This is a genomic window from Nitratidesulfovibrio sp. 1201_IL3209 (assembly GCF_036763125.1).
Lineage (GTDB): Bacteria > Desulfobacterota > Desulfovibrionia > Desulfovibrionales > Desulfovibrionaceae > Cupidesulfovibrio.
The window spans coordinates 58,604-83,842 of the sequence record NZ_JBAIYT010000011.1; the positions used below are offsets into that span (position 1 = coordinate 58,604).

Annotated in this window: 21 protein-coding genes; 13 read left to right on the forward strand and 8 right to left on the reverse strand. The window is 67.8% G+C overall.

Going from position 1 to position 25,239, the window contains the following annotated elements; translation table 11 throughout:
* Positions 1 to 157 precede the first annotated feature (157 nt).
* From fliF to V6B97_RS07390, 4 genes are all read left to right on the forward strand, one after another.
* Positions 158 to 1,777: a flagellar basal-body MS-ring/collar protein FliF gene (gene fliF, locus V6B97_RS07375; protein WP_333505853.1), complete on the forward strand. Its 1,620-nt coding sequence runs from the start codon at positions 158 to 160 to the stop codon at positions 1,775 to 1,777.
* Complete coding sequence (fliG, locus tag V6B97_RS07380; RefSeq protein ID WP_333505854.1) at positions 1,746 to 2,762, forward strand: flagellar motor switch protein FliG; 1,017 nt, start codon at positions 1,746 to 1,748, stop codon at positions 2,760 to 2,762. The genes fliF and fliG overlap by 32 nt, the downstream gene beginning before the upstream one ends.
* Positions 2,749 to 3,501, forward strand: coding sequence for a FliH/SctL family protein (locus tag V6B97_RS07385; RefSeq protein WP_333505855.1), 753 nt, complete (start codon positions 2,749 to 2,751; stop codon positions 3,499 to 3,501). Before fliG ends, V6B97_RS07385 begins: the two co-directional genes overlap by 14 nt.
* Positions 3,502 to 3,625: 124 nt before the next feature.
* Positions 3,626 to 4,945: a FliI/YscN family ATPase gene (locus V6B97_RS07390; RefSeq protein ID WP_333505890.1), complete on the forward strand. Its 1,320-nt coding sequence runs from the start codon at positions 3,626 to 3,628 to the stop codon at positions 4,943 to 4,945.
* A gap of 87 nt (positions 4,946 to 5,032) precedes the next feature.
* On the opposite strand, the gene V6B97_RS07395 is transcribed toward V6B97_RS07390, so the two are convergent.
* The 3 genes from V6B97_RS07395 to V6B97_RS07405 form a co-directional block, all read right to left on the reverse strand.
* The gene (locus V6B97_RS07395; RefSeq protein ID WP_333505856.1) at positions 5,033 to 5,737 is read right to left on the reverse strand and encodes a phosphatase PAP2 family protein; all 705 of its coding nucleotides are present in this window, start codon (positions 5,735 to 5,737) and stop codon (positions 5,033 to 5,035) included.
* A 70-nt stretch (positions 5,738 to 5,807) separates the two neighbouring features.
* Complete coding sequence (locus V6B97_RS07400; protein ID WP_333505857.1) at positions 5,808 to 6,710, reverse strand: M23 family metallopeptidase; 903 nt, start codon at positions 6,708 to 6,710, stop codon at positions 5,808 to 5,810.
* A gap of 126 nt (positions 6,711 to 6,836) precedes the next feature.
* Positions 6,837 to 7,583 (reverse strand): tRNA lysidine(34) synthetase, encoded by a 747-nt coding sequence (locus V6B97_RS07405; RefSeq protein WP_333505858.1) that lies wholly within the window; start codon positions 7,581 to 7,583, stop codon positions 6,837 to 6,839.
* Positions 7,584 to 8,010: 427 nt separating this feature from the next.
* On the opposite strand from V6B97_RS07405, the gene rpoZ reads away from it, so the two are divergent.
* The 7 genes from rpoZ (at position 8,011) to moaC (ending at position 16,498) form a co-directional block, all read left to right on the forward strand.
* Complete coding sequence (gene rpoZ / locus V6B97_RS07410; RefSeq protein WP_333505859.1) at positions 8,011 to 8,238, forward strand: DNA-directed RNA polymerase subunit omega; 228 nt, start codon at positions 8,011 to 8,013, stop codon at positions 8,236 to 8,238.
* A gap of 6 nt (positions 8,239 to 8,244) precedes the next feature.
* Positions 8,245 to 9,369 carry a molecular chaperone DnaJ gene (dnaJ, locus tag V6B97_RS07415; protein WP_333505860.1) on the forward strand — a complete coding sequence of 375 codons (1,125 nt, stop codon included), beginning with the start codon at positions 8,245 to 8,247 and terminating at the stop codon, positions 9,367 to 9,369.
* Positions 9,370 to 9,624: 255 nt separating this feature from the next.
* Positions 9,625 to 10,140: a DUF2179 domain-containing protein gene (locus V6B97_RS07420; RefSeq protein ID WP_333505862.1), complete on the forward strand. Its 516-nt coding sequence runs from the start codon at positions 9,625 to 9,627 to the stop codon at positions 10,138 to 10,140.
* Positions 10,141 to 10,520: 380 nt separating this feature from the next.
* Entirely contained in the window at positions 10,521 to 12,023 is a 1,503-nt protein-coding gene (locus V6B97_RS07425; RefSeq protein ID WP_333505863.1) for a TolC family protein, read from the forward strand.
* A 121-nt stretch (positions 12,024 to 12,144) separates the two neighbouring features.
* Complete coding sequence (locus V6B97_RS07430) at positions 12,145 to 12,987, forward strand: phosphate/phosphite/phosphonate ABC transporter substrate-binding protein (RefSeq protein ID WP_333505864.1); 843 nt, start codon at positions 12,145 to 12,147, stop codon at positions 12,985 to 12,987.
* A complete protein-coding gene (locus tag V6B97_RS07435) occupies positions 12,984 to 15,626 on the forward strand; it encodes a putative bifunctional diguanylate cyclase/phosphodiesterase (RefSeq protein WP_333505865.1) in 2,643 nt (880 codons plus the stop codon). The genes V6B97_RS07430 and V6B97_RS07435 overlap by 4 nt, the downstream gene beginning before the upstream one ends.
* A gap of 194 nt (positions 15,627 to 15,820) precedes the next feature.
* Complete coding sequence (moaC, locus tag V6B97_RS07440; RefSeq protein ID WP_333505866.1) at positions 15,821 to 16,498, forward strand: cyclic pyranopterin monophosphate synthase MoaC; 678 nt, start codon at positions 15,821 to 15,823, stop codon at positions 16,496 to 16,498.
* A gap of 51 nt (positions 16,499 to 16,549) precedes the next feature.
* On the opposite strand, the gene V6B97_RS07445 is transcribed toward moaC, so the two are convergent.
* The 5 genes from V6B97_RS07445 to hisH form a co-directional block, all read right to left on the reverse strand.
* A complete protein-coding gene (locus tag V6B97_RS07445) occupies positions 16,550 to 16,870 on the reverse strand; it encodes a helix-turn-helix domain-containing protein (RefSeq protein WP_333505867.1) in 321 nt (106 codons plus the stop codon).
* A gap of 3 nt (positions 16,871 to 16,873) precedes the next feature.
* Positions 16,874 to 17,248 carry a type II toxin-antitoxin system RelE/ParE family toxin gene (locus V6B97_RS07450; protein WP_333505869.1) on the reverse strand — a complete coding sequence of 125 codons (375 nt, stop codon included), beginning with the start codon at positions 17,246 to 17,248 and terminating at the stop codon, positions 16,874 to 16,876.
* Between the two features lie 170 nt (positions 17,249 to 17,418).
* Positions 17,419 to 18,096, reverse strand: a complete 678-nt coding sequence (locus V6B97_RS07455; protein WP_333505870.1) for an RraA family protein — start codon at positions 18,094 to 18,096, stop codon at positions 17,419 to 17,421.
* Positions 18,097 to 18,143: 47 nt separating this feature from the next.
* Positions 18,144 to 18,923, reverse strand: coding sequence for an imidazole glycerol phosphate synthase subunit HisF (hisF, locus tag V6B97_RS07460; protein ID WP_333505871.1), 780 nt, complete (start codon positions 18,921 to 18,923; stop codon positions 18,144 to 18,146).
* Positions 18,916 to 19,554, reverse strand: coding sequence for an imidazole glycerol phosphate synthase subunit HisH (gene hisH, locus V6B97_RS07465; protein WP_333505872.1), 639 nt, complete (start codon positions 19,552 to 19,554; stop codon positions 18,916 to 18,918). Before hisH ends, hisF begins: the two co-directional genes overlap by 8 nt.
* A gap of 552 nt (positions 19,555 to 20,106) precedes the next feature.
* On the opposite strand from hisH, the gene carB reads away from it, so the two are divergent.
* Positions 20,107 to 23,343 (forward strand): carbamoyl-phosphate synthase large subunit, encoded by a 3,237-nt coding sequence (gene carB / locus V6B97_RS07470; RefSeq protein WP_333505873.1) that lies wholly within the window; start codon positions 20,107 to 20,109, stop codon positions 23,341 to 23,343.
* Positions 23,344 to 23,504: 161 nt separating this feature from the next.
* On the forward strand, positions 23,505 to 24,908 hold the full coding sequence (purF, locus tag V6B97_RS07475) for an amidophosphoribosyltransferase (RefSeq protein WP_333505874.1): 1,404 nt from the start codon (positions 23,505 to 23,507) through the stop codon (positions 24,906 to 24,908).
* Positions 24,909 to 25,239: the final 331 nt, after the last annotated feature.

Sequence of the window (25,239 nt, forward strand, 5' to 3'; positions counted from 1 at the left end):
GCGCCCGGCAGGCGACGGGAATCATCCGAATGCCCCGGCGCGATGGCTCCCGCCGGAGAACGGAAATCCGGCCGCGCCAAGCGCCCGGCTCTAGCCCCCCGCATCACGACCGCTCGCCCGCGACCACTCGCCAGAGACGATTCCGGAGGAAGAACACATGGCTCCCGCTCTCGCAGACGTCGTCCAGAAGGCCAAGGGCTTCTGGGCACGCATTTCCACCTCGCAGCGCATCTTCATCGCCGGTCTGGGCGTGGCGGTCGTGGCCGTGTTCTTCGGCCTGGTGTTCTGGATCAACCAGCCCGACTACCGGGTGCTGTACTCCAACCTGCCGCCCGAGGACGCCAGTCGCGTGGTCAAGATGCTGCAGGCCGACAAGGTGGCGTACAAGCTGGAGAACGGCGGCGCCACGGTCACCGTGCCCGCCGACAAGGTGTACGACCTGCGGCTGAAGGTGGCCGGCGAAGGCGGCCTGGTGGGCCAGGGCATCGGCTTCGAGATCTTCGACCAGGTCAAGGTGGGCCAGACCGACTTCGTGCAGAAGATCAACTACCAGCGCGCCCTGCAGGGCGAACTTTCGCGCACCATCTCGGAATTCCCCAACGTGGAGAGCGCGCGGGTGCACCTGGTCATCCCGCACCGCAGCCTGTTCATCGAAGAGCAGCAGAAGCCGTCCGTCTCGGTGGTGCTGAAGCTGCGCGACAGCAGCAAGAAGCTGGAACCCAAGGACGTGCAGGCCATCGTCAACCTGGTGGTCATGGCCGTGGAAGGGCTGGACAAGAACAAGGTGTCGGTCACCGACACCGGCGGCAAGATCCTGTACTCCCCGGTCGAGGACGGCAGCGTGGACGGCATGACCACCACCCAGCTGGAGCACAAGCTGCGCATGCAGCAGACCCTTGAGCGCCGCATCGAGGAGTTGCTCTACCCGGTCATCGGCGCGGGCAAGGTCATCGCCAAGGTCAACGCCGACCTCGACTTCAGCCAGCGCACCATCCGCAAGGAACTGTACGACCCGGAAAAGACCGTGGTGCGCAGCGAGCAGCGCAGCGAGGAATCGCAGCGCGGCCGTTCCAACCTCGAAGCGGGCGTGCCCGACGCCAACTTCCGGGGCGATTCGCCCACCGGCGGCGCGTCCACCCAGGAAGGCAGCCGCGAAACCCGCACCACCAACTACGAGATCAACAAGGAAGAGCAGAACATCGTGGCCCAGGTGGGCGACGTTTCGCGCCTGACCGTTGCGGTGATCGTGGACGGCACGTATGAGAAGGGGGCGGACGGCCAGTGGGCCTTCGTGCCCCGCAAGGCCGAGGACGTGGAGCGCATCCGCCAGTTGGTGGGCAACGCCGTGGGCTACGACCGCGCGCGTGGCGACACCATAGAGGTCAGCAGCATTTCGTTCGGCGGTCCCGACGCGCCCCAGGAATCGAGCCTGCCCCAACTGGTCATGGACTACGCCCTGCGCCTGGGCAAGCCGCTGCTCAACGCCCTGCTAGTCTTCCTGTTCCTGGTGCTGGTGGTGCGGCCGGTGGTGCTCGCCATGATCCGTCCCCGCGTGGAGGGAGAGATGATCGAAGGGTTGGAAGGTCTGCCCGAAGGCGAGGAGCGCCTTGCGCTCATCGAGGGCGACGAGGAGATGGACGCGCTGGATGCGTTGAAGAAGATCGAGGACATCAAGGCTCACGCCCTGCAGATGGCCGAACAGAACATGGACCAGGCCGTGAGCATCATCAGGAGCTGGCTGAAGCATGGCGACGGATCAAAGGTTGGAGCAGCTTAAGGGGCCCCAGAAGACGGCGATCCTGCTTCTCGCGCTGGGTGACAAGTTCACCTCCGAAATCTTCAAGCGCATGGAACGACAGGAAATCGCGGCTGTCTCCAAGGCCATCGTCGAACTCGACACCGTGCCCAAGGAACTGGTGGAGGAAGTCCTGCGCGATTTCCACACCGCCCTGGTCACCGGCCAGGACATGATCGCGGGCGGCACCGAGGCCGTGAAGCGCATGCTCATGAAGAACCTGGACAGCGAGACCGCCAAGTACATCATGGACTCGCTGAACCTGGATTCCGGGCCCGCGCCCTTCCGCGAGCTGGGCAACGTCAGCCCGCGCCTGCTGGCCCAGATCCTGCGCAACGAGCACCCCCAGACCCTGGCGCTGATCCTGGGGCACCTGCACCCGGACAAGGCCGCGGAACTTTTGACCAACCTGCCCTCGGGCGTGCGGCCCGAGGTGCTCATGCGCCTCGCCCGGCTGGAAGCCGTGCCCGAGGACATGCTGATGGAAGTGGACAAGGTGTTGCAAAGCCAGCTCATCGCCATGGGCGGCAAGGAAGGCAAGAAGGTGGGCGGCGTGCCCTCCGTGGCCGAGATCCTCAACGCCGTGGACCGCGCCACCGAAGAGGAAGTGCTGGCCGAGATCGAGGAAGAGTCCTCGCAGATGGCCGAAGACATCCGCAACCTCATGTTCGTGTTCGAGGACGTCAAGGCGCTGGACGACCGGGGCATCCGCGAACTGCTCAAGGAAATCTCCAACGAGGACCTCACCATGGCCCTGCGCGGCTCCTCCGACGACCTGAAGGAGAAGTTCTTCAAGAACATGTCGGAACGCGCGGCCACCATGATCCGCGAAGACCTCGAGATCATGGGCCCCACCCGCCTGTCCGACGTGGAAGGCGCGCAGCAGAACATCGTGAAGACGGTGCGCAGGCTGGAAACCGAGGGCCGCATCATCGTGGGCCGCGGAGGCGGGGATGTCTTCGTCTGATTCCGGCAAGCCGGAACGGTGGGGCACCATCTTCATGGGCCCCAGCCCCTTCGCCGAGACCACCCTGGCCGGCGTGGAGGGCGCCAACCCACGCATGCTGTGGGACGAACGCACCGAGGCGGAATACATGGACCGCGTGCGCGCCAGGGCGGAGGCTATGGCGCGCGACGTGCTGGCCAAGGCCAACGACGTGCTGGCCCAGGCCCGCATGGAGGCCGAGGTCATCCGCGCCGCTGCCCATGACGAGGGCTACGAGGCGGGCATGGCCCAGGCCCACGGCGAACTGGAGGAGTTCCGCGCGGCCATGGGGGAATCGGTGTCCGCCGTGCTTTCCGCCATCCAGGGGCAGTGCTCGTCCATCTTCGCCGCGTGGCGCGGCGACCTGGTGGGCCTGTTGCGCGCGGCGGTGGAGCGCAGCGTGGGCCTGGCGGTGGACGCCGAGCGCGCCGCCGTGCTCGAAACGCTGTTCGTGAAGTCGGTGCAGGCGCTGGAAAACCGCCGCACGCTCACCGTGCGCGTGAACCCGGAAGACGAACCGGCCGTGGCCGACATCATCGCTTCCACCAAGGAGCGCTTCCCCGGCCTGGAAGCCTGGAACGTGCGCGGCGACGCCGCCATCGGCCCCGGCGGCATGGTGGTGGAAAGCCGCGACGGCATGGTGGACAACACCATAGAGACCCGCCGCCGGATCATCGAAGAGGTGCTGGCCGGGCTGGCCCTGCCCGAGGATCGCCCATGACCTCGTCCGTGCCCTTGCCCGCGCCCCTGTCTGGGGACCGCCCGTGACCCCGCCCCTGGCCCCGCCTGACGGCACCCACGAAAGCCGCCTGTCCGGACTGGACCCGGCCGCCTGCCTGCGCCTGATGGGCGAGGTGCAGGCCATGCAGACCTACGGCAAGGTCACCAAGGTGGTGGGCCTGGTCGCCGAAGGCTGCGGCATAAAGGCCCCGCTGGGCGCGGTGTGCCACATGCTGCCCGAAGGGTGCGAGCCCGGAACCGGCGGCGTCCCCGCCGCCTCCGCCACGGGCGAGGGCATCGCCGCCGAGGTGGTGGGCTTTCGGGACGGCCATCTGCTGTTCATGCCCTATGGCGACCTGCGCGGCATCCGCCCCGGCAGCCTCATCCGCAACACCAGCCTGCCCCCCGTCTTTCCCGTGGGCGACGCGTTGCTTGGCCGCGCCTTCGACGCCTTCGGCGCGCCGCTGGACGGCGGCGCACCCGTGCCCACCACCGACTTCGCCCCCCTGTACGCCTCGCCCCCCAACCCGCTGGCCCGGCCGCGCATTTCCGACCCGCTGGACGTGGGCGTGCGGGTCATCAACAGCCTGCTCACCCTGGGCAAGGGGCAGCGCGTGGGCATCATGGCCGGGTCGGGCGTCGGCAAATCGACGCTCATGGGCATGATGGCCCGCTACACCGTGGCCGACGTGAACGTCATCGGCCTCATCGGCGAACGCGGCCGCGAGGTGGTGGAGTTCATGGAAAAGGACCTGGGGCCGGAAGGCATGGCCCGGTCCGTGCTCGTCGTGGCCACCTCCGACCAGTCCCCGCTGGTGCGCATGCGCGCCGCCTATGCCGCCACCGCCGTGGCCGAACATTTCCGCGACCAGGGCAAGGACGTGCTGCTGATGATGGACTCGGTGACGCGCTTCGCCATGGCCGCGCGCGAGGTGGGCCTGGCCGTGGGGGAGCCGCCCACCACGAAGGGCTACACCCCCACCGTGTTCGCCCAGCTGCCCAAGCTGCTGGAACGCGCGGGCCGCAGCGAGAAGGGCACCATCACCGGCGTCTACACCGTGCTCGTGGACGGCGACGATTTCAATGAACCCATCGCCGACGCGGTGCGCTCCATCCTGGACGGGCACATCGTGCTCACCCGCGACCTGGCCGACCTGGGGCACTTTCCCGCCATCGACGTGCTGCGCTCCATCAGCCGGTTGCGCAGCGACATCTGCGCCAGGAACGTGGTGGACGCGGGCCGGGTGATCACCCGGCACCTGGCCACCTTCCGCAAGGCCGAGGACATGATCAACATCGGGGCCTACGCGCAGGGCAGCAACCCGGACATCGACAAGGCCATCGCCATGAACGGCCCCATCAACGCCTTCCTGCGCCAGGACGTGACCGACGCCGCGCCGCTGGCCGATTCGTTCGCGCAGTTGCAGGGGTTGGCGGCAGGATAGGGCTGGTTTTCCAAAAAGAACGCGGGCGGGACAGCAATGTCCCGCCCGCTGGCGTTTTGAGGGGAATCCGGCGCGGTGCGCCGGGGGTCAGGCCGCGTGGCGCTGTCCGGTGGCAAGCCGCCACGCCCATGCCGCCGCGCATCCGGCAAGCGCGCCCACCAGCCAGCCGCCCAGCACGTCGGAAGGGTAGTGCTTGCCAAGGTACAGGCGTGAGTAGCCCACCACCAGCGGCAGCAAAAAGACCAGCGTCCGTGCGTTGAAAACACTCGGGGTGCGGGGTGCGGCCGGGGCGTCCGGGGATGGGGGGGCCGGGACGGCTGTTGCCCGTTTGCGGGGAAAGGCCGCGCCAAGGCCGGGCAGCATGGCGTACAGCGCCACGGCCACGGCCATGGTGTTGGCCGCGTGGGCCGAGACGAAGGAATCGCCCTTGTTCTTGCGCTGGACGAAGTCGGCGGGGTTCTGCTTCCACTGGCCGTCGTCGCGGTGGTGCACCAGCGGCAGGGCCTTCAGCGGGCGCACCCGGTCGGTGGCCTTCTTGAACACGTTGCTGGAAGCGTCGGCCAGTCCGGCGGCAATGCCCACCACCAGCAGCAGGGCCAGCAGCGGCCGCAGCCCGTCCCTGCCCGTGCGGGCCAGATACAGCGCCGCGCAGGCGGCGATGATCACCCACAGCAGCAGGGTGCTGGAAATGAGCGGCATCAGCAGGTCCAGCGCGGCGTTGCGCCATTCCACGTTGACGCGCAGCAGCCACTCGATGTCCCACGCGAAGGGGGTGTCGAAAATGTGCGGCATGAGGTGCGGGGAAAGAGGGTGAGGAGGCGGGCCGGATGCCGCTGCTGCACAGGGCCGAAGCCGGGCGCGCCTAGTTGAGGATGTAGCGCATGGGATTGACGCACACCCCGTTCAGGCGCACCTCGTAGTGCAGGTGCGGGCCGGTGCTGCGCCCCGAGTTGCCGATGTAGCCGATCAGGTCGCCCCGGTTGACGGTCTGGCCTTCCTTCAGCACGAAGCGCTGCATGTGCGCGTAGCGGGTGGAAAGCCCCCCGCCGTGTTGCAGCACCACGCAGTTGCCGTAGGCGCCGTCCACCCCGGCGAGGGTGACGGTGCCGCGCGCCGGGGCGTAGATGGGCGTGCCGGGGCGGTTGATGACGTCGATGCCCTTGTGGAACTCGCCCTTGCCGGTGAACGGCGAGGCGCGCATGCCGAAGGTGGAGGAAATGTAGCCGTCGGCGGGCCAGATGGAGGGGGTGGCGGCCAGCACTTCGCGGTTTTCGCGCAGGGCGCGCACCAGTTCCTGCTGGCGCACCTCTTCCAGCCGCACGTCGGTGGAAAGCTGTTGCAGGAAGCTGTGCATCTTGCGGGCCAGCAGTTCCTGGCGATGCAGCGGCAGGTAGCTCTTGGAAAAGTCTTCGGAGCGCGAGCCGCCCATGGAGGCGGTTTCGCCGGCGTCCTTCTCCATGTTCATCATCAGGCGCAGCTTGGAGTCGAACTGCTGCACGCGCGAAAGGTCGGCCTGCAGGGTGCGCACCTTGCCCACCATGTTCAGCATCTGCCCGTTCTGCTCCTCCACCGTGCGCTCGGCCTCGGCCAGGCGGCGTTGCAGGGCCAGGTTTTCGGAGTAGAAGCCCCACAGCCACACGTTCGTCCCGGCCAGCGCCAGCCCCAGGCAGACCACGGCGAAACCGAACCACCCGCGCATGCGCAGGTTGCGGTGGGCGCCGTCGCGCTCCTTGAGGATGACGATGTGGTACTTGCCGAGCAGCATGTGTCGGGCGTGGTCCTGGGGTTAGGGCGTTGTACGGGCGGGGGAGACGTTGGGCGGCGCATGCCGCAGCGTGGCGGTGGGGTGGCGCGCCGTGGCTGGGCGTAGAGCCTAACGGGTTGTCTAGCGTTATTGGTCCGAGGGTGTCAACCCAAGCTGCCAGCGGATCAACCCGTTGAAAATGTTTGCTTTCGCGAATTTGCTGCCCTTGCACAACTCCTTCACCTCGGCGGTCATCTCGCTGCGGCGCGAATCGAAGGCCGACGGGCAGGGGTTGGTCCACACGGGCAGGTTCCACTGTTTCACCGCGCGGGCGATGACCGGCTTCTCCACCAGCATCATGGGGCGGATCACCGTCAGCCTGCCGCCGAAAAAGGCTTCCTTCATGGACATGCCGTCCACCCGTCCGGTCTGGACCAGGTTCATGAAGAAGGTGGTCACCAGGTCGTCGGAGTTGTGCCCGAAGGCCAGGTGGGTCAGCCCGTACTGCTTGCACAGTTCGAACAGCCGGGTGCGGCGCAGCTTGGCGCAGTAGAAGCAGGGCGAGTTGCGCAGGTTGGCGGGCGAATGGGCCACCGGGCCGTGGTCGGTGACCTCGATGTGCGAGGCCACGCCGTTGGCGCGCAGCCAGGGCAGCAGGGCGGCGTGGTTGTGCGGGTCGAAGCCGGGGTTCACGTGCAGGGCCATGATCTCGAACCTGAAGGGCACGATGCGCTGGCGCAGCTTCAGCACCTGCAACAGCACCCAACTGTCCATGCCGCCCGAGACGGCCACGCCGATGCGCGCGCCGGGGTGGATCATGGCGGTCTGCTGCATCAGCTTGCCTGCGGCGGTGACGCACTGCTTCTGGGCGTAGGACAGTTTTTCGCGGGGCATGGATTCTCCGTCTGGCGGGGTGGCGTCAATGGGACAGGGGCGGCGGGGTGGCGGGAGAGGGGCGCCGCGTGGCCGTGGCCGGGCGGGCGCGAGGCGGAAAGGATCCGCCGGGCCGCCCCCCGATACCCCGGCACGGGGGCGGAAGCAACCGCTGACCCGCGCCGGGCGCCGGACGGCGCATCATATGATATTCAGGCCAGGTGCCCCGCCATCGCCGTAGCGTGGAGGCGCTTGACGCGCCTTGACGGGACGGGTATGTTGCACAGCTTGGCGTAGTGCGCCCGCGCACCGCCCATGTGCCGGAAGTCCATCGTCCCCCCGCCGGAATCCGCGCGGGGTACTGGACAACCGGCCCTGCCGCATTACCTGAAAGAGGCGTTGCGCGCGCCCGCGCCGCAGCGCCCAATCCTTTCCGCAAGGAGCTCCCATGGCCCGCATTACCGTCGAAGACTGCCAGGAACGCGTCGACAACCGCTTCCTTCTCGTGCAGATGGCCATCAAGCGCGTGCGCCAGTACCGCGAAGGGTACGAGGCGCTGGTCGATTCGCGCAACAAGGAAGTGGTGACCGCCCTGCGCGAGATCGCCGCCGGCAAGGTGCTGCCCGATGAAGAGGCGCGCTACGTGGAGACCGAGGACGACGTCCGGGCCGAATAGCCAGCCATGAGCCAGCGCGACTATTACGAGGTGCTCGGCGTGGGCCGGGACGCGTCGGAGGACGAGATCAAGCGGCAGTACCGCAAGCTTGCGCTCCAGTACCACCCCGACCGCAACCCGGACAACCCCGAGGCCGAGCAGAAGTTCAAGGAGGCCGCCGAGGCCTACGACGTGCTGCGCGACGCCGACAAGCGCGCGCGGTACGACCGGTTCGGCCACGCGGGCCTCAACGGCAACGGCGGTGGCCACGGCTTCGCCAATGCCGAGGACGTGTTCGCCCACTTCAGCGACATCTTCGGCGATCTCTTCGGGTTCGCCACCGGTTCGTCGCGCATGCGCGGCCCGCGTCCCCAGGCCGGGGCCGACCTACGCTACAACCTGTCCATCTCCTTCCGCCAGGCCGCCAAGGGCGACGAGGTCACCCTGCGCCTGCCCAAGAAGGCGGCCTGCGACGAGTGCGGCGGTTCCGGCGCGGCCCCCGGCACGCGGCCCGAAACCTGCCGCCACTGTGGCGGCAGCGGGCAGATCCGCCAGAGCCAGGGCTTCTTCCAGATCGCCGTGCCGTGTCCCGTGTGCCGGGGCGAGGGCCAGGTCATCCCCACCCCCTGTCCCAAGTGCAAGGGCGCGGGCATCCTGCAACAGGTGCGCGAACTGGCCGTGCGCATTCCCGCCGGGGTGGACACCGGCAACCGCCTGCGCCTGCGCGGCGAGGGCGAACCGGGCCTGCACGGCGGCCCGCCCGGCGACCTGTACGTGGTCGTCAGCGTGGAGCAGGACAAGACCTTCCGCCGCCAGGGCCAGGACCTGGTGATCACCCACGAGATCAGCTTCGTGCAGGCCGCCTTGGGCGACCGCATCGAGGTGCCCACCCTCGACGACCCGGTGACCCTGGAAATCCCCAGGGGCACCCAGGGCGGCGAGGTGTTCCGCCTGACCGACCAGGGCCTGCCCTACCTCGGCCATCACCAGAAGGGCGACCTGCTGGTGGAGGTGCGCGTGCTGACGCCCACCAGCCTTTCCAAGAAGCAGGAAGAACTGCTGCGCGAGTTCGCCAAGCTGGAGGAAGGCAAGCCCTTCGAGAAGGTCAAGAAGGTGGCGCGGAAGATTGGCAAGGCCATGGGCATGGAATAAACGGCCCTCTTGCGCGACCGATGTTTCGTCCGCCCCCGGTGTCCGCGCCGGGGGCGGACGCCGTTTCCGGGGACGGCGTCCGGCGGCTGGTTTCGCGCCCGGCGCGGCGGATTGGCTTTTGCGGCGGCCTTCTGGTACACTGCTATCGAGCCCCGACCCTTTCCCCGTCGGGATGTCCCCGGCACGCCACAGGCACGGCGCGCCGGGTCTTTGTTTTCGCTGGCCCGGGTCGGCCAGCCCCGTATGGAGGGCGACATGTGGCATCTGGACATCGACATCGCCGGCGCGCTGCTGATCTTCGCGCTGCGCCTCGCGGACGTGGCCCTGGGCACGGTCCGCTCGGTACTGGTCATGCGGGGCATCCGCCCGGTGGCCGCGCTGGTGGGATTCTTCGAGATACTCATCTGGGTGTTCGCCGTCTCGCAGGTCATGAGCCATCTGGACCACCTGGCCAACGTCTTCGCCTACGCCGCCGGGTACAGTTCGGGCATCCTGCTGGGCATGGTCATCGAGGAGCGCATGGCCCTCGGCGTGGTGGTCGTCAATATCGTGACCCCCAGCGGCGAGGCCATGGCCCGCGCCATCCGCCAGGCGGGCTTCGGGGCCACCACCCTGCCGGGCGCGGGGGGCAGCAGCGACGTGGACCTGATCCGCGTGGTGTCGCCCCGCAGGCGTTCGCGCGAACTGCTGGCCCTGTGCCGCGAACTGTGCCCCGGCTGCTTCGCCACCGTGGAGGACGTGCGCAGCGTGCGGGGCGGCTTCAGCGTCTGATCCGCACATCTGCTGCCCGCATCCGCATGGGGGATTTGCCTACCACAATATAGGGGAACACCCATAAAATCCCCCATAAATCCCTCCCGCAATCTTGACGGCCTGCGAAGGGCCATGTCACTAATCAACCAACCAGCATGCATGGTCCCCGTGCATGGGGATGGTGGGTGCGCGCCTTACAGCCCCAAGGGGTCGCCGTGCCCCGCACGGCGGTGCCGCCGGAAGTTTCCCGCGTCTGCCGCAGCACCTTCGCATCCGCAAGGAAGTGTCCCGACATGAACCCAGCCCCGCCGCATCCCCGCCGCTCCCACAGCCGCATTCCCGGCGGGGCGGCGGCACAGGCGCGGCGCGGGGGGCATGGCCGGAGGGCCGGGGCGCCATTGCGGGCAAAGTTGGCGGCGCTGCTGCTGGCGGCGTTGTTGTGGCTCATCCCTTTTGGCGCGGCCACGGCAGCGGCGGGTGACGCGGACCAGCCCCCGGTGCAGCCAACGCAGCAGCCCACGGCCCAGTCACCGGACCCGTCACCAGCCCAGCCCCTGACGCTGGACCAGTGTATTGCCGTGGCCCTGCGCAACAATGCGAGCCCGGCCGCCGCGCGCGAGGGGCTGGCCATAGCCGAGGCCCAGCATCGCCAGGCCCTTTCGGCCTACTGGCCGCAACTCACCGTATCCTCCATCCGGACGAGACTGGATCGTGACCCGGTCTTCGTCTATCCGGAAGATTCCTTCGATTACACCGTGGACATGGGCGGCGGCCCCATGACCATGCGCACCACCGTGCCCGAGCGGCGCATCCGCCTTGCCGACCGCGACATCGGGGAGTTCCGGGCGGACCTGGGCCTTCTGCTGTACGACGGCGGCCGCCGCGAGGCCCGCGTGCGCGGGGCCGTGGCCGGGCACGACGCGGCGGCGGGCGACGTGCGCCAGACAGCCCTGCAACTGGTGCACGACGTGACCGTCCGCTACCACGGGGTGGTTCTGGCGCGAGCCCTGCGCGACCTGGGGAGCGAGACGGTGCAGCGGTTCGAGGCCACCCGCGACGTGACCGAACATTTCTACAGGGGCGGTTCGCAGCGGGTGTGCAAGACCGACTGGCTGCGCGCCCGGGTGGCCGTTTCCGGCATGCGGACCCGACTGGCGGAACTGGAATCCAACGTGGAGCTGGCCGAATCGGCCCTGGCCAACACCATGGGCCTGCCGTGGGACGGCCGGGTGCGGGTGGCGGACACGGAACTGCCCGCCGCGCCCGACCCCGGCGTGCTGGAGGATTCCGTGGCCGACGCCTACCGCCTGAACCTGGACCTGGTCCGTTTCGACGCCGGGGTGCGCGCGGCAGAGGCCCGGCTGGACGACGCCACCGGAGAATACCTGCCCGTGGTCTCGCTGTTCGGCACCCTGTCCACGGTGACCAATTCCTACGACGGCGGTCTGGTGGCCGAGGGCGAACGCACCCACGGCGCCACCGGCCTGACCGTGGAACTGCCGCTGTTCGAAGGCTTCCGCACCCGGGCGCGGGTGGAGGAAATGCGTGCCCGGCTGCGCCAGTTGGCCCACCAGCGGGTGCTGCTGCGCGAGGGCGTGGCCCTGCGCGTGAAGGACGCCGTGCTGCAAGAGCGCCGCGCCGCCCGGCAGGCCGCCATCGGCGCGGAGACCGTGGCCGTGGCCCTGGAAAGCCGCGCCCTTACCGAGCGCGCCTACCGCGACGGGCTGGTGGACACCCGTGAACTGCTGGAAGCCCAGATCTACGAATCCATGGTGCGCGCGGCGCGGTTGCGCGCCCTGTACGATGCGCAGGCGGCGGCCGCCGCGCGCAACCTGGTGGCGGGCACGGAAATCCTCGAACACCTGCGAGAGGTGGGCTATGGCGTCCGCGCGCTGCCCTGAATTCTCCCTCAGGCCCGCCCGGCCCGTCAGGCCCGTCCGGCCAGTCCTGTCAGTCCTGTCAGTCAGGGCTGACCGATATGGCGGATACGGCAGCGCGCTGCCGTGTCTGGCGGCACTGCTGATGCTGCTGTGCGCCGTGGCCCCCGCCGCGCCCGCGCACGCCGCCCCGGCGGAACTGCGCCTTGGCTACGTGGAATATTTCCTGCCCGGCGTGGACCGCAAGGACGTGGCCCTGGCCGTGCAGATGTGGGCGCGCCGCTACGTGGAGACGGAGCGTGGCCTTGGCGTGCGCCTGTCCGCCTTTGCCTCGCGGGGCGAAATCCGCGCGGCGCTGCTGTCCGGCCAACTGGACGTGGTGCACCTGCCCACCGTGGACTACCTGCTGCTCTCGCGCGAGATGGACCTGAAGCCCTTCGGCGTGCCCGTCACCGACGGAGAATTCGGCGAACGCTACGTGCTGGTGGTGCCCAGGGGGTCGGGCGTCACCAGCATCGGGCAGTTGCGCGGGGCGCGCCTGCTGGTGCAGGCCATGTCCCTGGGACAGGAAAGCCTGCCCGCGCGCTGGGTGGAACGCCTGCTGCGCGACCAGGGGCTGCCCCCGGCGGCCCGGCATTTCGCGTCCATGACGTACGAGGTGCAGCCCTCGCGCGTGCTGTTGCCCGTCTTTTTCGGCCAGGCCCCGGCCTGCGTCGTCACCGAGCGGTCGCTGCGCATCATGGCCGAACTGAACCCCCAGATCGAGGCGCAGGTGGAGCGCGTGGCCGTTTCGCCGCCGCTCATAGATTTCGTGATGTGCCTCGCGCCGTCCGTGGATCCTTCGCTGGCGCCGCGCTATGCGGAACTGGGGCTGGGCCTTTCGGACAACCCGTGGGGCAGGCAGATGCTGCTTCTGCTGCAACTGGACGGCATCGCGCCGTTCCGGCCCGAGGCCATCGAACCCGCGCGCCGCCTGGTGGAACCATGAGCACGCCCCCACCCGTCATCGCGGCGGCCGACGCCCCCGGCGTGCAGGCCGACGGCGCCGCCCCCCGTCCTGTCCCTGACCCGGCCCTTCACGTGGCTCCCCGTCCGCGCCGCCCCCGTTCTGGGTTCGGCATCGCCCTCAAGGCGGGCGGGCTGGCCTTCGTGGCCGGGCTGGCCATCATCGCGGCCATTCTGGGCATGATCATCCCCTATCAGCAGGGGGTGCTGCGCCGGGGCATGGAATCGCAGGCCGACAAGCTGGCCTCGTCGGTGGCCGAGGTGGCCGCCACCGCCCTGGCCGCGGAAGACTACGCCGCGCTGGTGGACCACTGCACCGGCGTGCTCCGGCGGCAGCCGGGGCTGGAATACATCGTGGTCACCCGGGCGGACGGCTCGGCCCTGGTGTTCCGCCGCGGCGGCTGGGTGTTCCGGCCGGCCGGCAGCGCCGTGCAGCCGGTGCCGCCGACACAAGTCGGCGGTTTCCGCCGGGGGTTGCCCCCGGTGACGGAGGAGGCGGACGCCGTCCGCCCCGCCGAGGCCGCCGAACCGGAGGTGTACCATCACGTGCTGCCCGTGGAGCGGGCGGGCATTTCCATCTGCACGGTGGCCGTGGGCCTTGCCCTGGACGGCTACCGGGCGGAGCAGCGCGCCGCGTGGTGGCACATCGGCGCGCTGACGGTCATGGCCCTGCTGGTGGCCCTGGCCACCGCGCTGCTGCTGTCGCGCACGGTGACCCGCACGGTGCTGCGCCTGTCGGGCTGGGTGCGTTCCATCGGCCCCGGCAACATGGGCCAGCGCATCCGGATCGACACCGGCGACGAACTGGAAGGGCTGGCCAATTCCTTTAACGGCATGCTCGACCTGCTGGAGGCCTCGCAGCGCGAACTGAACGAGGCCCACCGCGAACTGGAGCGCCGCGTGCGCGAGCGCACCGCCCAACTGTGCGACGCCAACGCCAGGCTGCACCTGATGGGCGAGGTGTTCACCCACGCGGTGGAGGGCATCTTCATCACCGACGGCTCGGGCATGGTGGTGGCCGTGAACCCGGCCTTCGAGCGCATCACCGGCGTGGACGCGCAGTCCATGGCGGGGCGGCTGTCCCCGGCCCTGGGCATGGTGCCGGTGGGCGGCACGCGCAGCGTGTGGGACGAAATGCTGGAGCACGGTTCGTGGATCGGCGAGACGCGCGGGCCGCACCGCGACGGCTGGCAGATTCCGCAGTGGCTGAGCCTGGTGTCCATCCGCGACGAGGCCGGGGTGATCCTGAACTGCGTGGGGGTGTTCTCGGATATCACCGACATCAAGCAGAAGGAAGCGCAGATCACCTACCAGGCCAACCACGACGACCTGACCGGCCTGCCCAATCGCAAGCATATCTTCGAACTGCTGCGCGAGTCCATCGCCAGGGCTTCGGCGCGCGGCCACAAACTGGCCGTGGTGTTCATCGACATGGACGGCTTCAAGTTCATCAACGATTCGTACGACCACGCCACCGGCGACCAGCTGCTGTGCGACGTGGCCCGGCGGCTGCGCGCGGCCCTGCGGCCCGGCGATATCCTGGGGCGGCTGGGCGGCGACGAATTCGTGGCGGCGGTGGGCGGCATCACCGAGAAGACCCACCTGGACGGCATCATGCGGCGGCTGTTCGAAACCTTTGCCGAACCGTTCGAGTACGGCGGCATGGGCTTTTCGGTCACGGCCAGCTTCGGCGTGTCGGTGTATCCCGACGACGGCGAGACGGCCAACGAACTGCTGTCGCGCGCGGACATCGCCATGTACCGCGCCAAGGACATGGGCAAGAACGCCATCGCCGTGTTCTGCGAGGAGCAGTGCCTGGAATTCACCCGGCGCTACCGCATGGACCAGGACATCAAGGCGGCCATCGCCGGGCGCGAGTTCCGGCTGGTGTACCAGCCCATCGCCGACGCGCGCGCCCTGCGGGTGCGCAAGGTGGAGGCGCTCTTGCGCTGGGAGCGCGACGGCGCGGTGGTGGCCCCGCCGTCGGTGTTCATCCCCGTGGCGGAAAGCTCCAACTCCATCCGCGAGATAACCCGGCTGGTGGTGGAAATGGCCTGCGCCCAGCACGCCGCGTGGCGGCTGGAGGGATTGACCCTGCCGGTGTCGGTGAACATCTCGTCCCGCTGCCTGAACAGCGACGAGACCATCAGCCATATCGCCGCGTGCCTGAACGCCTACGACGTGCCCCCGGACGCGCTGGAAGTGGAGATCACCGAAACCTCGCTGATGCAGAACTACGAGCGCGGCAACGCCATGCTGTGCACCCTGCGCGACCTTGGGGTGCGCGTCTCGCTGGACGACTTCGGCACCGGGTATTCGTCGTTGCAGTATCTTGCGCGCATGCCCATCCACGCCCTGAAGATAGACCGCACCTTCGTGCAGGAACTGCTGGACGAGGGCGGCAGCCTGGAAATCGTGGAGACCATCCTGGGCCTGGCCCGCAGCCTGCGCCTGGCCACGGTGGCCGAGGGGGTGGAGACGGCGGCCCAGCTTTCCGCCCTGCGCGGCATGGGCGTGGATTATTTGCAGGGCTACTGCCTTGCCCGGCCCCTGCCCGCCGACGACATCCTGACCCTGTGCCGCAGGGGGATGCGGCTGGTGCCCAGGGACGTGGAAAATTAGGAAAGATGTGTGGCCTGAAACAGCCCTCCTCCCTCACCCTCCCCTCCGAGGTGCGCCCGCCACCCCGGCCCGGGGGACGCCGCATTGGCGTCCGTCCTGTTTTGCGCTACAGCCAAGAAGGATGGAATCGTCGGCGCGGGGCCGCGCCGGGGCCATCCGTCTGGCCTGTTTCACGTCCGGCAGGAGGTTGCCCCATGTCTTCCGATACACCCAAAGCGCCCGGCGGCGATGCGCCCGCATCCGACGTCCGGCTCGACGATATGCCCGATCCCCTCGACTATGACGAAGAAGGTCCCGACCTGCCCAACACCGGGTGCGGTTGCGGGTGCGGCGCGCCCTCCGCGCTGGAATGCACCGGGGGCATGGGCCAGGCCCTGTCCACGCCCGGCGGGGAAGAGGCGGCCTTCAGCCACATGACCGGGGACGGCAGCGTGACCATGGTGGACGTGGGCGCGAAAGCCCCCACCCAGCGCATCGCCATCGTGCGGGCCGTGGTGGAGGTGAATGCCGATACCCTGGACCTGCTCAAGCGCCGCGCCCTGCCCAAGGGCGACGTGCTGACCACCGCCAAGATCGCGGGCATCATGGCCGCCAAGCGCACGGCGGAACTGATCCCCATGTGCCACCCGCTGGCCATCAGCTACGCCGACGTGCGCTTTGCCGTGGTGGACGCGCCCCCCTCCATCGAACTGGAGGCGGAAGTGCGCACCACCGGCCAGACCGGCGTGGAAATGGAAGCCATGACCGCCGCGCAGGTGGCCGCGCTGACCATCTACGACATGTGCAAGGCCGTGCAGAAGGACATCGTGCTGCGCGACTGCCGCCTGGTGTTCAAGTCCGGCGGCAAGAGCGGGGTGTTCCGGGCGGGGTAGGGGCCGGGGAGTGGGTAGGGAACGTCGCGGCGTGCTCCGTGAACCTCGTTGCTACAGCATCACCGCGTCAAGCCCTTTGTGCTTGACGATGGCCAGCAGCCGTAAGGCCGGGCCGCCCGGTTTCTTCACCCCGCGCTCCCAGTCGGAGACCAGGTTCTTGGAGACGTTCAGATACCGGGCGAACACGGGCTGCGAAAGCCGGGCCCGTTCGCGTATGTTCCGGATTTCCTCCGGGGTGATGCCGTCCACGGGCGCGAGGCAGGAAGCGTCGAACTCCTTCATGGTGACCTTGTCGATCACGCCGTGCGCGTGGAGCGCTTCCGCGGTTTCGTGAACCGCCGCCAGCACGTCGCTCTTGTATGTCTTTGCCATGGTCTACTCCTCGCGAAGGACTTCCAGAAAGGTTCCGGCCCTGACTTCCGCCTCCAACTGTGCGTCATTCATGGACAGAAGTATTTTTGCCAGCTTCCTGAGGCTGTCGCGTTCCTTTGTCGTGATGTTTCCGCGCTTCGATTTGGGAAACCCGTAGACGAAAAAGGCCCGTTCTTCCCGTCGAAAACAGACGATGACCCGATAGCCCCCGGATTTTCCTTCTCCCGGCCGGGCCACCCGCTGCTTGTATACGCCCCCGCCGAGGTCCGCGTCGAACCGCCCGGCGTCCATGTCCGCCACCGCATCATGCAGGGCCGCGCCGGTGATGGCCTGTGCACCGGCGAAACGGGCGAACCAGGTATTCGTGTAGACTTTCATGCGTTCCTTGCGTGAGGAAGGGCGGGGCATGCCGAGCGATGGAAATATATGTCACACTTGGTGTGATGTCAATGCGGATGCACGGCGCGACTGCCGTCTGGTCTTCAAGCCCGGCGGCAAGAGCGGGGTTTTCGGGCGGGGTAGGGGCGCGCCCCTTGTGGCGACGCCACCTACTCCACGAACTCGCACCCCTTGGCCCGCAACATCTCGTCCACCCAGGTACGGTCCCAGGTGCCGTCCGCGATGGCGGCCATGACGCGCGCCTCCTTCTCCGTCAGGGCGCGGGCCTTTTCCAGCACCGCCGGGGCGTCGGCCGGGCTTACGACGACGATGCCGTCGCGGTCGCCCGCCACGATGTCGCCGGGGTTCACCACCAGCCCGCCGCAGGCGATGGGAAAGTTCACCTCGCCGCCGCCTTCCTTCACCGGGCCGTTGGGCGAAATGCCGGTGGCGTACACCGGAAAGTCCATGGCCTCTATCTCCTCGGCATCGCGGATGCAGCCGTCCACCACCAGCCCGGCCAGGCCGCGCCGCTTCATCCACGTGGTCATCTGCCCGCCCACGATGGAGTAGAACGGCTCGTCGTGGGCGTTCACCACCAGCACGTCGCCGGGCCGGGCCATGTCCATGGCCTTGTTGAACAGCAGGTTGTCGCCCACGCGCACCCGCACCGTCAGCGCGGTGCCCAGCAGGGGGGCGCGGTTCATGGGCCGGATGCGCGCATGCATGCAGGCCATGCGGTTCATGGCGTCGCCGATGTTGGACACGGGGATGCCACGGAAGGCTTCCACAAGGGCGGCGTCGGGCCGGGTGATGGTGTTCTTGACGCGATAGCCGGGGTTGGACATGCGGGTATCCTTGTGCAGGTGTGGCGCGGTGTTTCCGGAGGCCGGGGCTACCACACCATCCGCAGCTTCGCCCCCATCCCCGAAATCTGCCGCTTCAGGTCCGGGATGGTGTACTGCCCGTAGTGCACGATGGAGGCGATCAGCGCGGCGGACGCCCCGCCTTTCGTGAGCGCGTCGTACATGTGCGCCGGGCTGCCCGCCCCGCCCGAGGCGATGACCGGAATGGTCACCGCGTCGGAAATCATCCGGGTCAGGGTCAGTTCGTAGCCGTCCTTGGTGCCGTCGGCGTCGATGGAGTTGACGCACAACTCCCCGGCCCCCAGCGCCTCGCAGGTTCTGGCCCATTCGATGGCGTCCATGCCCATGTACTTGCGGCCGCCGTGGATGACGATCTCGTAGCCGGAGGGGATGGCCCCGGACTTCTCCACCTGCTTCACATCCATGCCCACCACGATGGCCTGCGACCCGAAGGCCGCCGCGCCCCGGCTGATGATGTCCGGGTTCTTCACCGCGCCGGAGTTCACGGAGACCTTCTCGGCCCCGGCCACCAGCACGGCCCGCATGTCTTCTACGGTGTTGATGCCGCCGCCCACCGAGAAGGGGATGAAGATCGCCGAGGCCACCCGCTCGACCACGTCGAGGAAGATGCCCCGGTCCTCGTGCGAGGCGGTGATGTCGTAGAACACGATTTCGTCCGCGCCCTGTTCGTAGTAGCGGCGGGCGGTTTCCACCGGGTCGCCGATGTCCACGTTGCCCTCGAACTTCACGCCCTTGGTCAGGCGGCCGTTGCGGACGTCCAGGCAGGGGATGATGCGCTTGCTAAGCACGGCTGGCCTCCTTGCAGTAGGCGTGGAAGTTGCGCAGCAAGGCAAGGCCGGGGCGGCCGCTCTTTTCCGGGTGGAACTGCACGGCCCACAGGCCGGGGCCGCCGTGGACGGCGCAGAATTCCTCGCCGTAGGTGCACGTGGCGATGACGTACTCGTCCGGCGGGGCGGGGTAGTAGCTGTGCACGAAGTAGAATTCCGCTTCCGGCTCGATGCCCTTCAGCAGTTCGCAGGGGCGCTTCTGGACGATGCGGTTCCAGCCCATGTGCGGCACGCGGATGGGGGTGCCGTCCTCTTCCGTCCATGCGGCGTTGAACAGGCGGCATTCGCCGGGCACGATGCCCAGGGCCCTGGTGTCGTTTTCCTGGCTGTAGTCCAGCATGATCTGGCAGCCCACGCAGATGCCCAGCAGCGGCTTGCCCGCCTGCACCTGGTCCTTCAGCACCTTGTCCAGGCCGGTGGAGACCAGTTCGTTCATGGCCTGCCCGGCCGCGCCCACGCCCGGAAAGATCACCCCGTGCGCCCCGGCGATGACCGCCGGGTCCGCCGTGATGACGCAGGGAATGCCCAGGTGGTCCAGCGCACGGCGCACGCTGGTCTGGTTGCCTGCCTTGTAGTCGAGGATCGCGAGCATGTTCCTGTCCCTCGTGTTCTGGGTGCGACGGTTGTGACAAATTCGGAAAACCCCCGCCGGAGCCGTGTTGCCCGTCTTGTCCGCCCAGCCCGCGCCGCCCGTGGCGTCCGGAAAGGTCCGCAAACGCCCGGCGTCGTCCGGCGTTGTCCGGTATCGATCGGGGGCCCCGTGAAGGCAATGCGGTAGCATTGGCGGGCAGTGGGGCGCAAGGGGCGGCGGGGCCGAGTAGGTGATGACCGGGCGATAACCGGGCGGCAGCGGGGTGCCGGGGGGATTTTCGCGCTGCCGTTTCCCATCAATGTCAAAAAGCGGATTTCCGGCCTCTCCGCCACCCCGCGCGCGTCTTGCCAAGCGCCGGGGCGCGCGATATAAGAGCCGGATTGCTGACGGCGCGTGGGCTCATGCCCGCGTGTTCCGCAACAATCGCGGGTGGATGGCCGTTCCCCCGCGCCTCGCCGCGCCGGAACGCCCCGCACACTCCCCCCGCCTTTGTCCCGGCAGCCCTCTTCTTTCCCGCCCCTGCGGGGCAACCCTGTTACCAGACAGAGTCCAATGCCCAAACGCACCGATTTGAAGCGGATCATGGTCATCGGTTCCGGCCCGATCGTCATCGGGCAGGCGTGCGAATTCGACTATTCCGGCACGCAGGCCGTGAAGGCCCTGAAGGAAGAAGGCTACGAGGTGGTGCTGGTCAACTCCAACCCCGCCACCATCATGACCGACCCCGGTCTTGCCGACCGCACCTACATCGAGCCCATCGAGCCCGAGACGGTGGCCGCCATCATCCGCAAGGAGCGGCCCGACGCGCTGCTGCCCACCCTGGGCGGCCAGACCGGCCTGAACACGGCGCTGGCCCTCGCCGCCATGGGCGTGCTGGACGAATGCGGCGTGGAACTCATCGGGGCCAACAAGCAGGTCATCGAAAAGGCGGAAAGCCGCGAACTGTTCCGCGAGGCCATGGCCAACATCGGCCTGAAGGTGCCCGCCAGCGGCATTGCCCGCACCATGGAAGACGTGCGCCGCCTGGGCGCGGAAATGCCCTTCCCGCTGATCATCCGCCCCGCCTTCACCATGGGCGGCACCGGCGGCGGCATCGCCTACAACATGGAGGACCTGGAAGAGATCGCCGCGCGCGGGCTCGCCGCCTCCATCAAGCACGAGGTGATGATCGAGCAGTCGGTGCTGGGCTGGAAGGAATTCGAGATGGAGGTGATGCGCGACAAGGCCGACAACTGCGTCATCATCTGTTCCATCGAAAACTTCGACCCCATGGGCGTGCACACGGGCGACTCCATCACCGTGGCCCCGGCCCAGACCCTGACCGACGTCGAGTACCAGATGATGCGCGACGCCTCCATCGCCATCATGCGCGAGATCGGCGTGGAAACGGGCGGCTCCAACGTGCAGTTCGGCATCGATCCGCAGAACGGCGACATGGTGGTCATCGAGATGAACCCCCGCGTGTCGCGTTCGTCCGCGCTGGCCTCCAAGGCCACCGGGTTCCCCATCGCCAAGATCGCGGCCAAGCTGGCCGTGGGCTACACGCTGGACGAGATTCCCAACGACATCACCCGCGAGACCATGGCCAGCTTCGAGCCGTCCATCGACTACTGCGTGACCAAGATTCCGCGCTTCACCTTCGAGAAGTTCCCCGGCGCGCGCGACGAACTGACCACCTCCATGAAGAGCGTGGGCGAGGCCATGTCCATCGGCCGCACCTTCAAGGAATCGCTGCAGAAGGGCCTGCGCTCGCTGGAAGTGGGCGCGCCCGGCCTCGGCTCCGCCTTCCGCTGCAAGGGGCCGGAGCGCGAGGACATCATGCGCAAGCTGCGCACGCCCAACTCGCGCCGCATCTTCTACGTGCGCCACGCCATGCTCGACGGCATGACCGTGGAGGAAATCCACGAGGCCACCGCCATCGACCCGTGGTTTTTGCGCCAGATGAAGGACCTGGTGGACATGGAGGCCGAACTGCGCGACTTCGCCCTGGGCAACGCCATGACCGTGGACAACGCGGAACTGGTGGCCCTGATGCGCCGCGCCAAGGAATACGGCTTCTCCGACCGGCAGCTGGCCGAAATGTGGAAGCGCCCCGAATCGGACGTGCGCACCCTGCGCACCCAGATGGGCATCGCGCCCACCTACTACCTGGTGGACACCTGCGCCAGCGAGTTCGAGGCGTACACCCCCTACTACTACTCCACCTACGAGACCGGCCGCGAGGTGACGCCCGACGCCCGCAAGAAGGTCATCATCCTGGGCGGCGGGCCCAACCGCATCGGCCAGGGCATCGAGTTCGACTACTGCTGCTGCCACGCCTCGTTCGCGCTGAAGGAAATGGGCGTGCAGGCCATCATGGTCAACTCGAATCCGGAAACGGTCTCCACCGACTACGACACCTCCGACCGCCTGTACTTCGAGCCGCTGACCTACGAGGATGTCATGAACATCATCGAGGAAGAGCGGCCCGACGGGGTCGTCGTGCAGTTCGGCGGGCAGACCCCGCTGAACCTGGCCGTGCCGCTGATGCGCGCGGGCGTGCCCATCCTGGGCACCTCGCCCGACTCCATCGACCGCGCCGAGGACCGCGAGCGCTTCCAGGCCCTGTTGCAGAAGCTGGGCCTGCGCCAGCCCGCCAACGCCACGGTCATGTCCCTGCCCGAGGCGCGTTGCGCAGCCGGGCGCATCGGCTTTCCCGTGGTGGTCCGGCCCAGCTACGTGCTGGGCGGCCGGGCCATGGAGATCGTGTACGACGACGAACAGCTTGCCGAATACTTCGCCACCTCGGTGGGCGAGAAGCCCAAGCACCCCATCCTCATCGACAAGTTCCTGGAAAGCGCCACCGAAGTGGACGTGGACGCCCTGTCCGACGGCACCGACGTGTACGTGGCGGGCATCATGGAGCACATCGAGGAGGCGGGCATCCACTCCGGCGACTCCGCCTGCGTCATTCCGCCGCACACCCTGCCCGAGGCCATCGTCAACGAGATCGCCCGGCAGACCGTGGAACTGGCGCGCGAGCTGCGCGTGGTGGGCCTGATGAACATCCAGTTCGCGGTCAAGGACGGGCTGATCTACATCCTTGAAGTGAACCCGCGCGCCTCGCGCACCGCGCCCTTCGTGTCGAAAGCCACCGCCGTGCCCCTGCCGCGCCTGGCCACCCAGATCATGCTGGGGGCCACGCTGAAGGAACTGGACCCGTGGTCCATGCGCCGCACCGGCTACTTTTCGGTGAAGGAATCGGTGTTCCCGTTCAACCGCTTCCCGGGGGTGGACATCCTGCTCGGCCCCGAAATGCGGTCCACGGGCGAGGTGATGGGTATTGCCTCCAGCTTCGAGGAAGCCTATCTGAAGGGCCAGCTTGCCGGCGGGCAGCGCCTGCCCGAGGGCGGCAAGATCTTCATCTCGGTCAATGACCGCGACAAGCTGCTGATCACGGACGTGGCCCGCATGTACGCCGACCTCGGCTTCGAGGTGCTGGCCACCAGCGGCACGGCCAAGCTGCTGCGCGAAGGCGGCGTGCCCGCCACGGCGGTGCACAAGGTGTACGAGGGGCGGCCCAACATCGTGGACTTCATCAAGAACGGCGAAATCGCCCTGGTGGTCAACACCGCCTCGGGCAAGCGCACCGTGCAGGATTCCAAGTCCATCCGGCAGGCCACGCTGATGTACGGGGTGCCCTACAGCACCACCGTATCCGGGGCCAAGGCCATCGCGCAGGCCATCCGGGCCAGCCGCTGCTGCGGGGTGAACGTGAAGAGCTTGCAGGAATACTACGGAACCAACTAGAAGAGCGACAACGGGACCGGGCCAAGGCCCGGTCCCGCGCTTTGGGCCACGCGCAACGTGGCGAGCGACAGGCACATGGCAGGCACATGGCTGGCGCACGTGATGACCACGACATATGACCACAATGGGCGCGCAACGGACTGTTTGCATCGAGGTATAGCATGATCAAGCACTACTGCGGCATCTTCGGCATCTACAACCACGCCGAAGCGGCGCGCATGGCATACTTCGGCCTGTACGCCCTGCAACATCGCGGGCAGGAGAGCGCGGGCATCGTCACCTGGGACGGCCAGAAGCTGCGCGAACACCGGGGCATGGGCCTGGTGCCCGACGTGTTCAACGAGCGGCACCTGGGCAAGGAGCTGAAGGGCAACATCGCCGTCGGCCACATCCGCTATTCCACCACCGGGGCCTCGCTCATCCGCAACGCCCAGCCGTTCCTGGTGCGCTTCAAGGGCATGGAAATCGCCATCGCGCACAACGGCAACCTGACCAACACCGTGGAACTGCGCGACGAACTGGAGCGCAAGGGGGCCATTTTCCAGACCTCCATCGACAGCGAGGTGTTCGTGCACCTCATCGCGCACAACATGAACGGCAAGACCTTCGAGGAAGCCGTCATGGCCGCGTGCAAGCGGGTGCAGGGCGCGTATTCGCTGATCATCCTCGCCAACGACAAGCTCATCGCCCTGCGCGACCCGCACGGCATGCGCCCGCTGGCCCTGGGCCGCCTGGCCGGTTCGCCGGTGCTGGCGTCCGAAACCTGCGCCTTCGACCTGATGGAGGCGGAGTTCATCCGCCCGCTGGACCCCGGAGAAATGCTGGTCATCGAAGGCAACAACGTGAAAAGCTACAGTCTGGTGGACGAGGACAAAAAGCCGCCCACGCGCCAGTGCATCTTCGAACTGGTCTACTTCGCCCGGCCCGACTCCATCGTGTTCGGCGAGGACGTGTATCAGTGCCGCAAGGAGATGGGACGCCAGCTGGCCCTGGAATCGGCCCCGGACGTGGACTTCATCATGCCCTTCCCCGATTCGGGCATCTACTGTGCGGTGGGCTTCGCCCAGCAGTCGGGCCTGCCGTACGAGCACGCCATGATCCGCAACCACTACGTGGGCCGCACGTTCATCCAGCCCTCGCAGGACATGCGCGACTTCGGCGTGCAGGTGAAGATCAACCCGGTCAAGAGCATGATCAAGGGCAAGCGCATCTGCATCGTGGACGATTCCATCGTGCGTGGCACCACCATCCGCACCCGCGTGAAGAAGCTGCGCGAACTGGGCGCGGCGGAGGTGCACTTCCGCGTCAGCTGCCCGCCCATCAAGCATCCCTGCTTCTACGGCATCGACTTTTCGTCCAAGGGCGAACTGATCGCGGCCAACCACTCCATCGCCGAGATCGAGCGGTTTATCGGGCTGGATTCGTTGCACTACCTGTCCATCGACGGGCTGCTGCGTTCGGTGTCGCACCCCGAAAACTACTGCCTGGCCTGCTTCAACGGCGACTACCCCATCCCCTGCGCGGGCAACGGGTGCAGCCGGGCGTGTTTGGAAGTGACGGACTAGCGCCAGTCGGCACTCTGGTCCTTTTGCCCTCTACCTGCGTCAGAATGCTTTTTTATTCCGGTCGAATACGCCAAGAGTATACTCCCTCCATAAAAAAGCATTCTTCCTTGGCAGAGAACAAAAATCCTCAGAGTGCCAACTGACCAAGATGGAAGAGGCGTGTAGCCTGCCTCGACCGTTCACGCCAAGAATTCTCAGGGGGCCGAAAGGCCCCCTTTGCGTTGCTGGCGCTCGAAGGCCGTGTTCGACCAGCCGTTTTGCGGTCGACCTGTTGACCCGCCCCGCGTTTCGGGGGAAGAGAAGGACGCCGCGTCCAGCGCGGCATATCCGC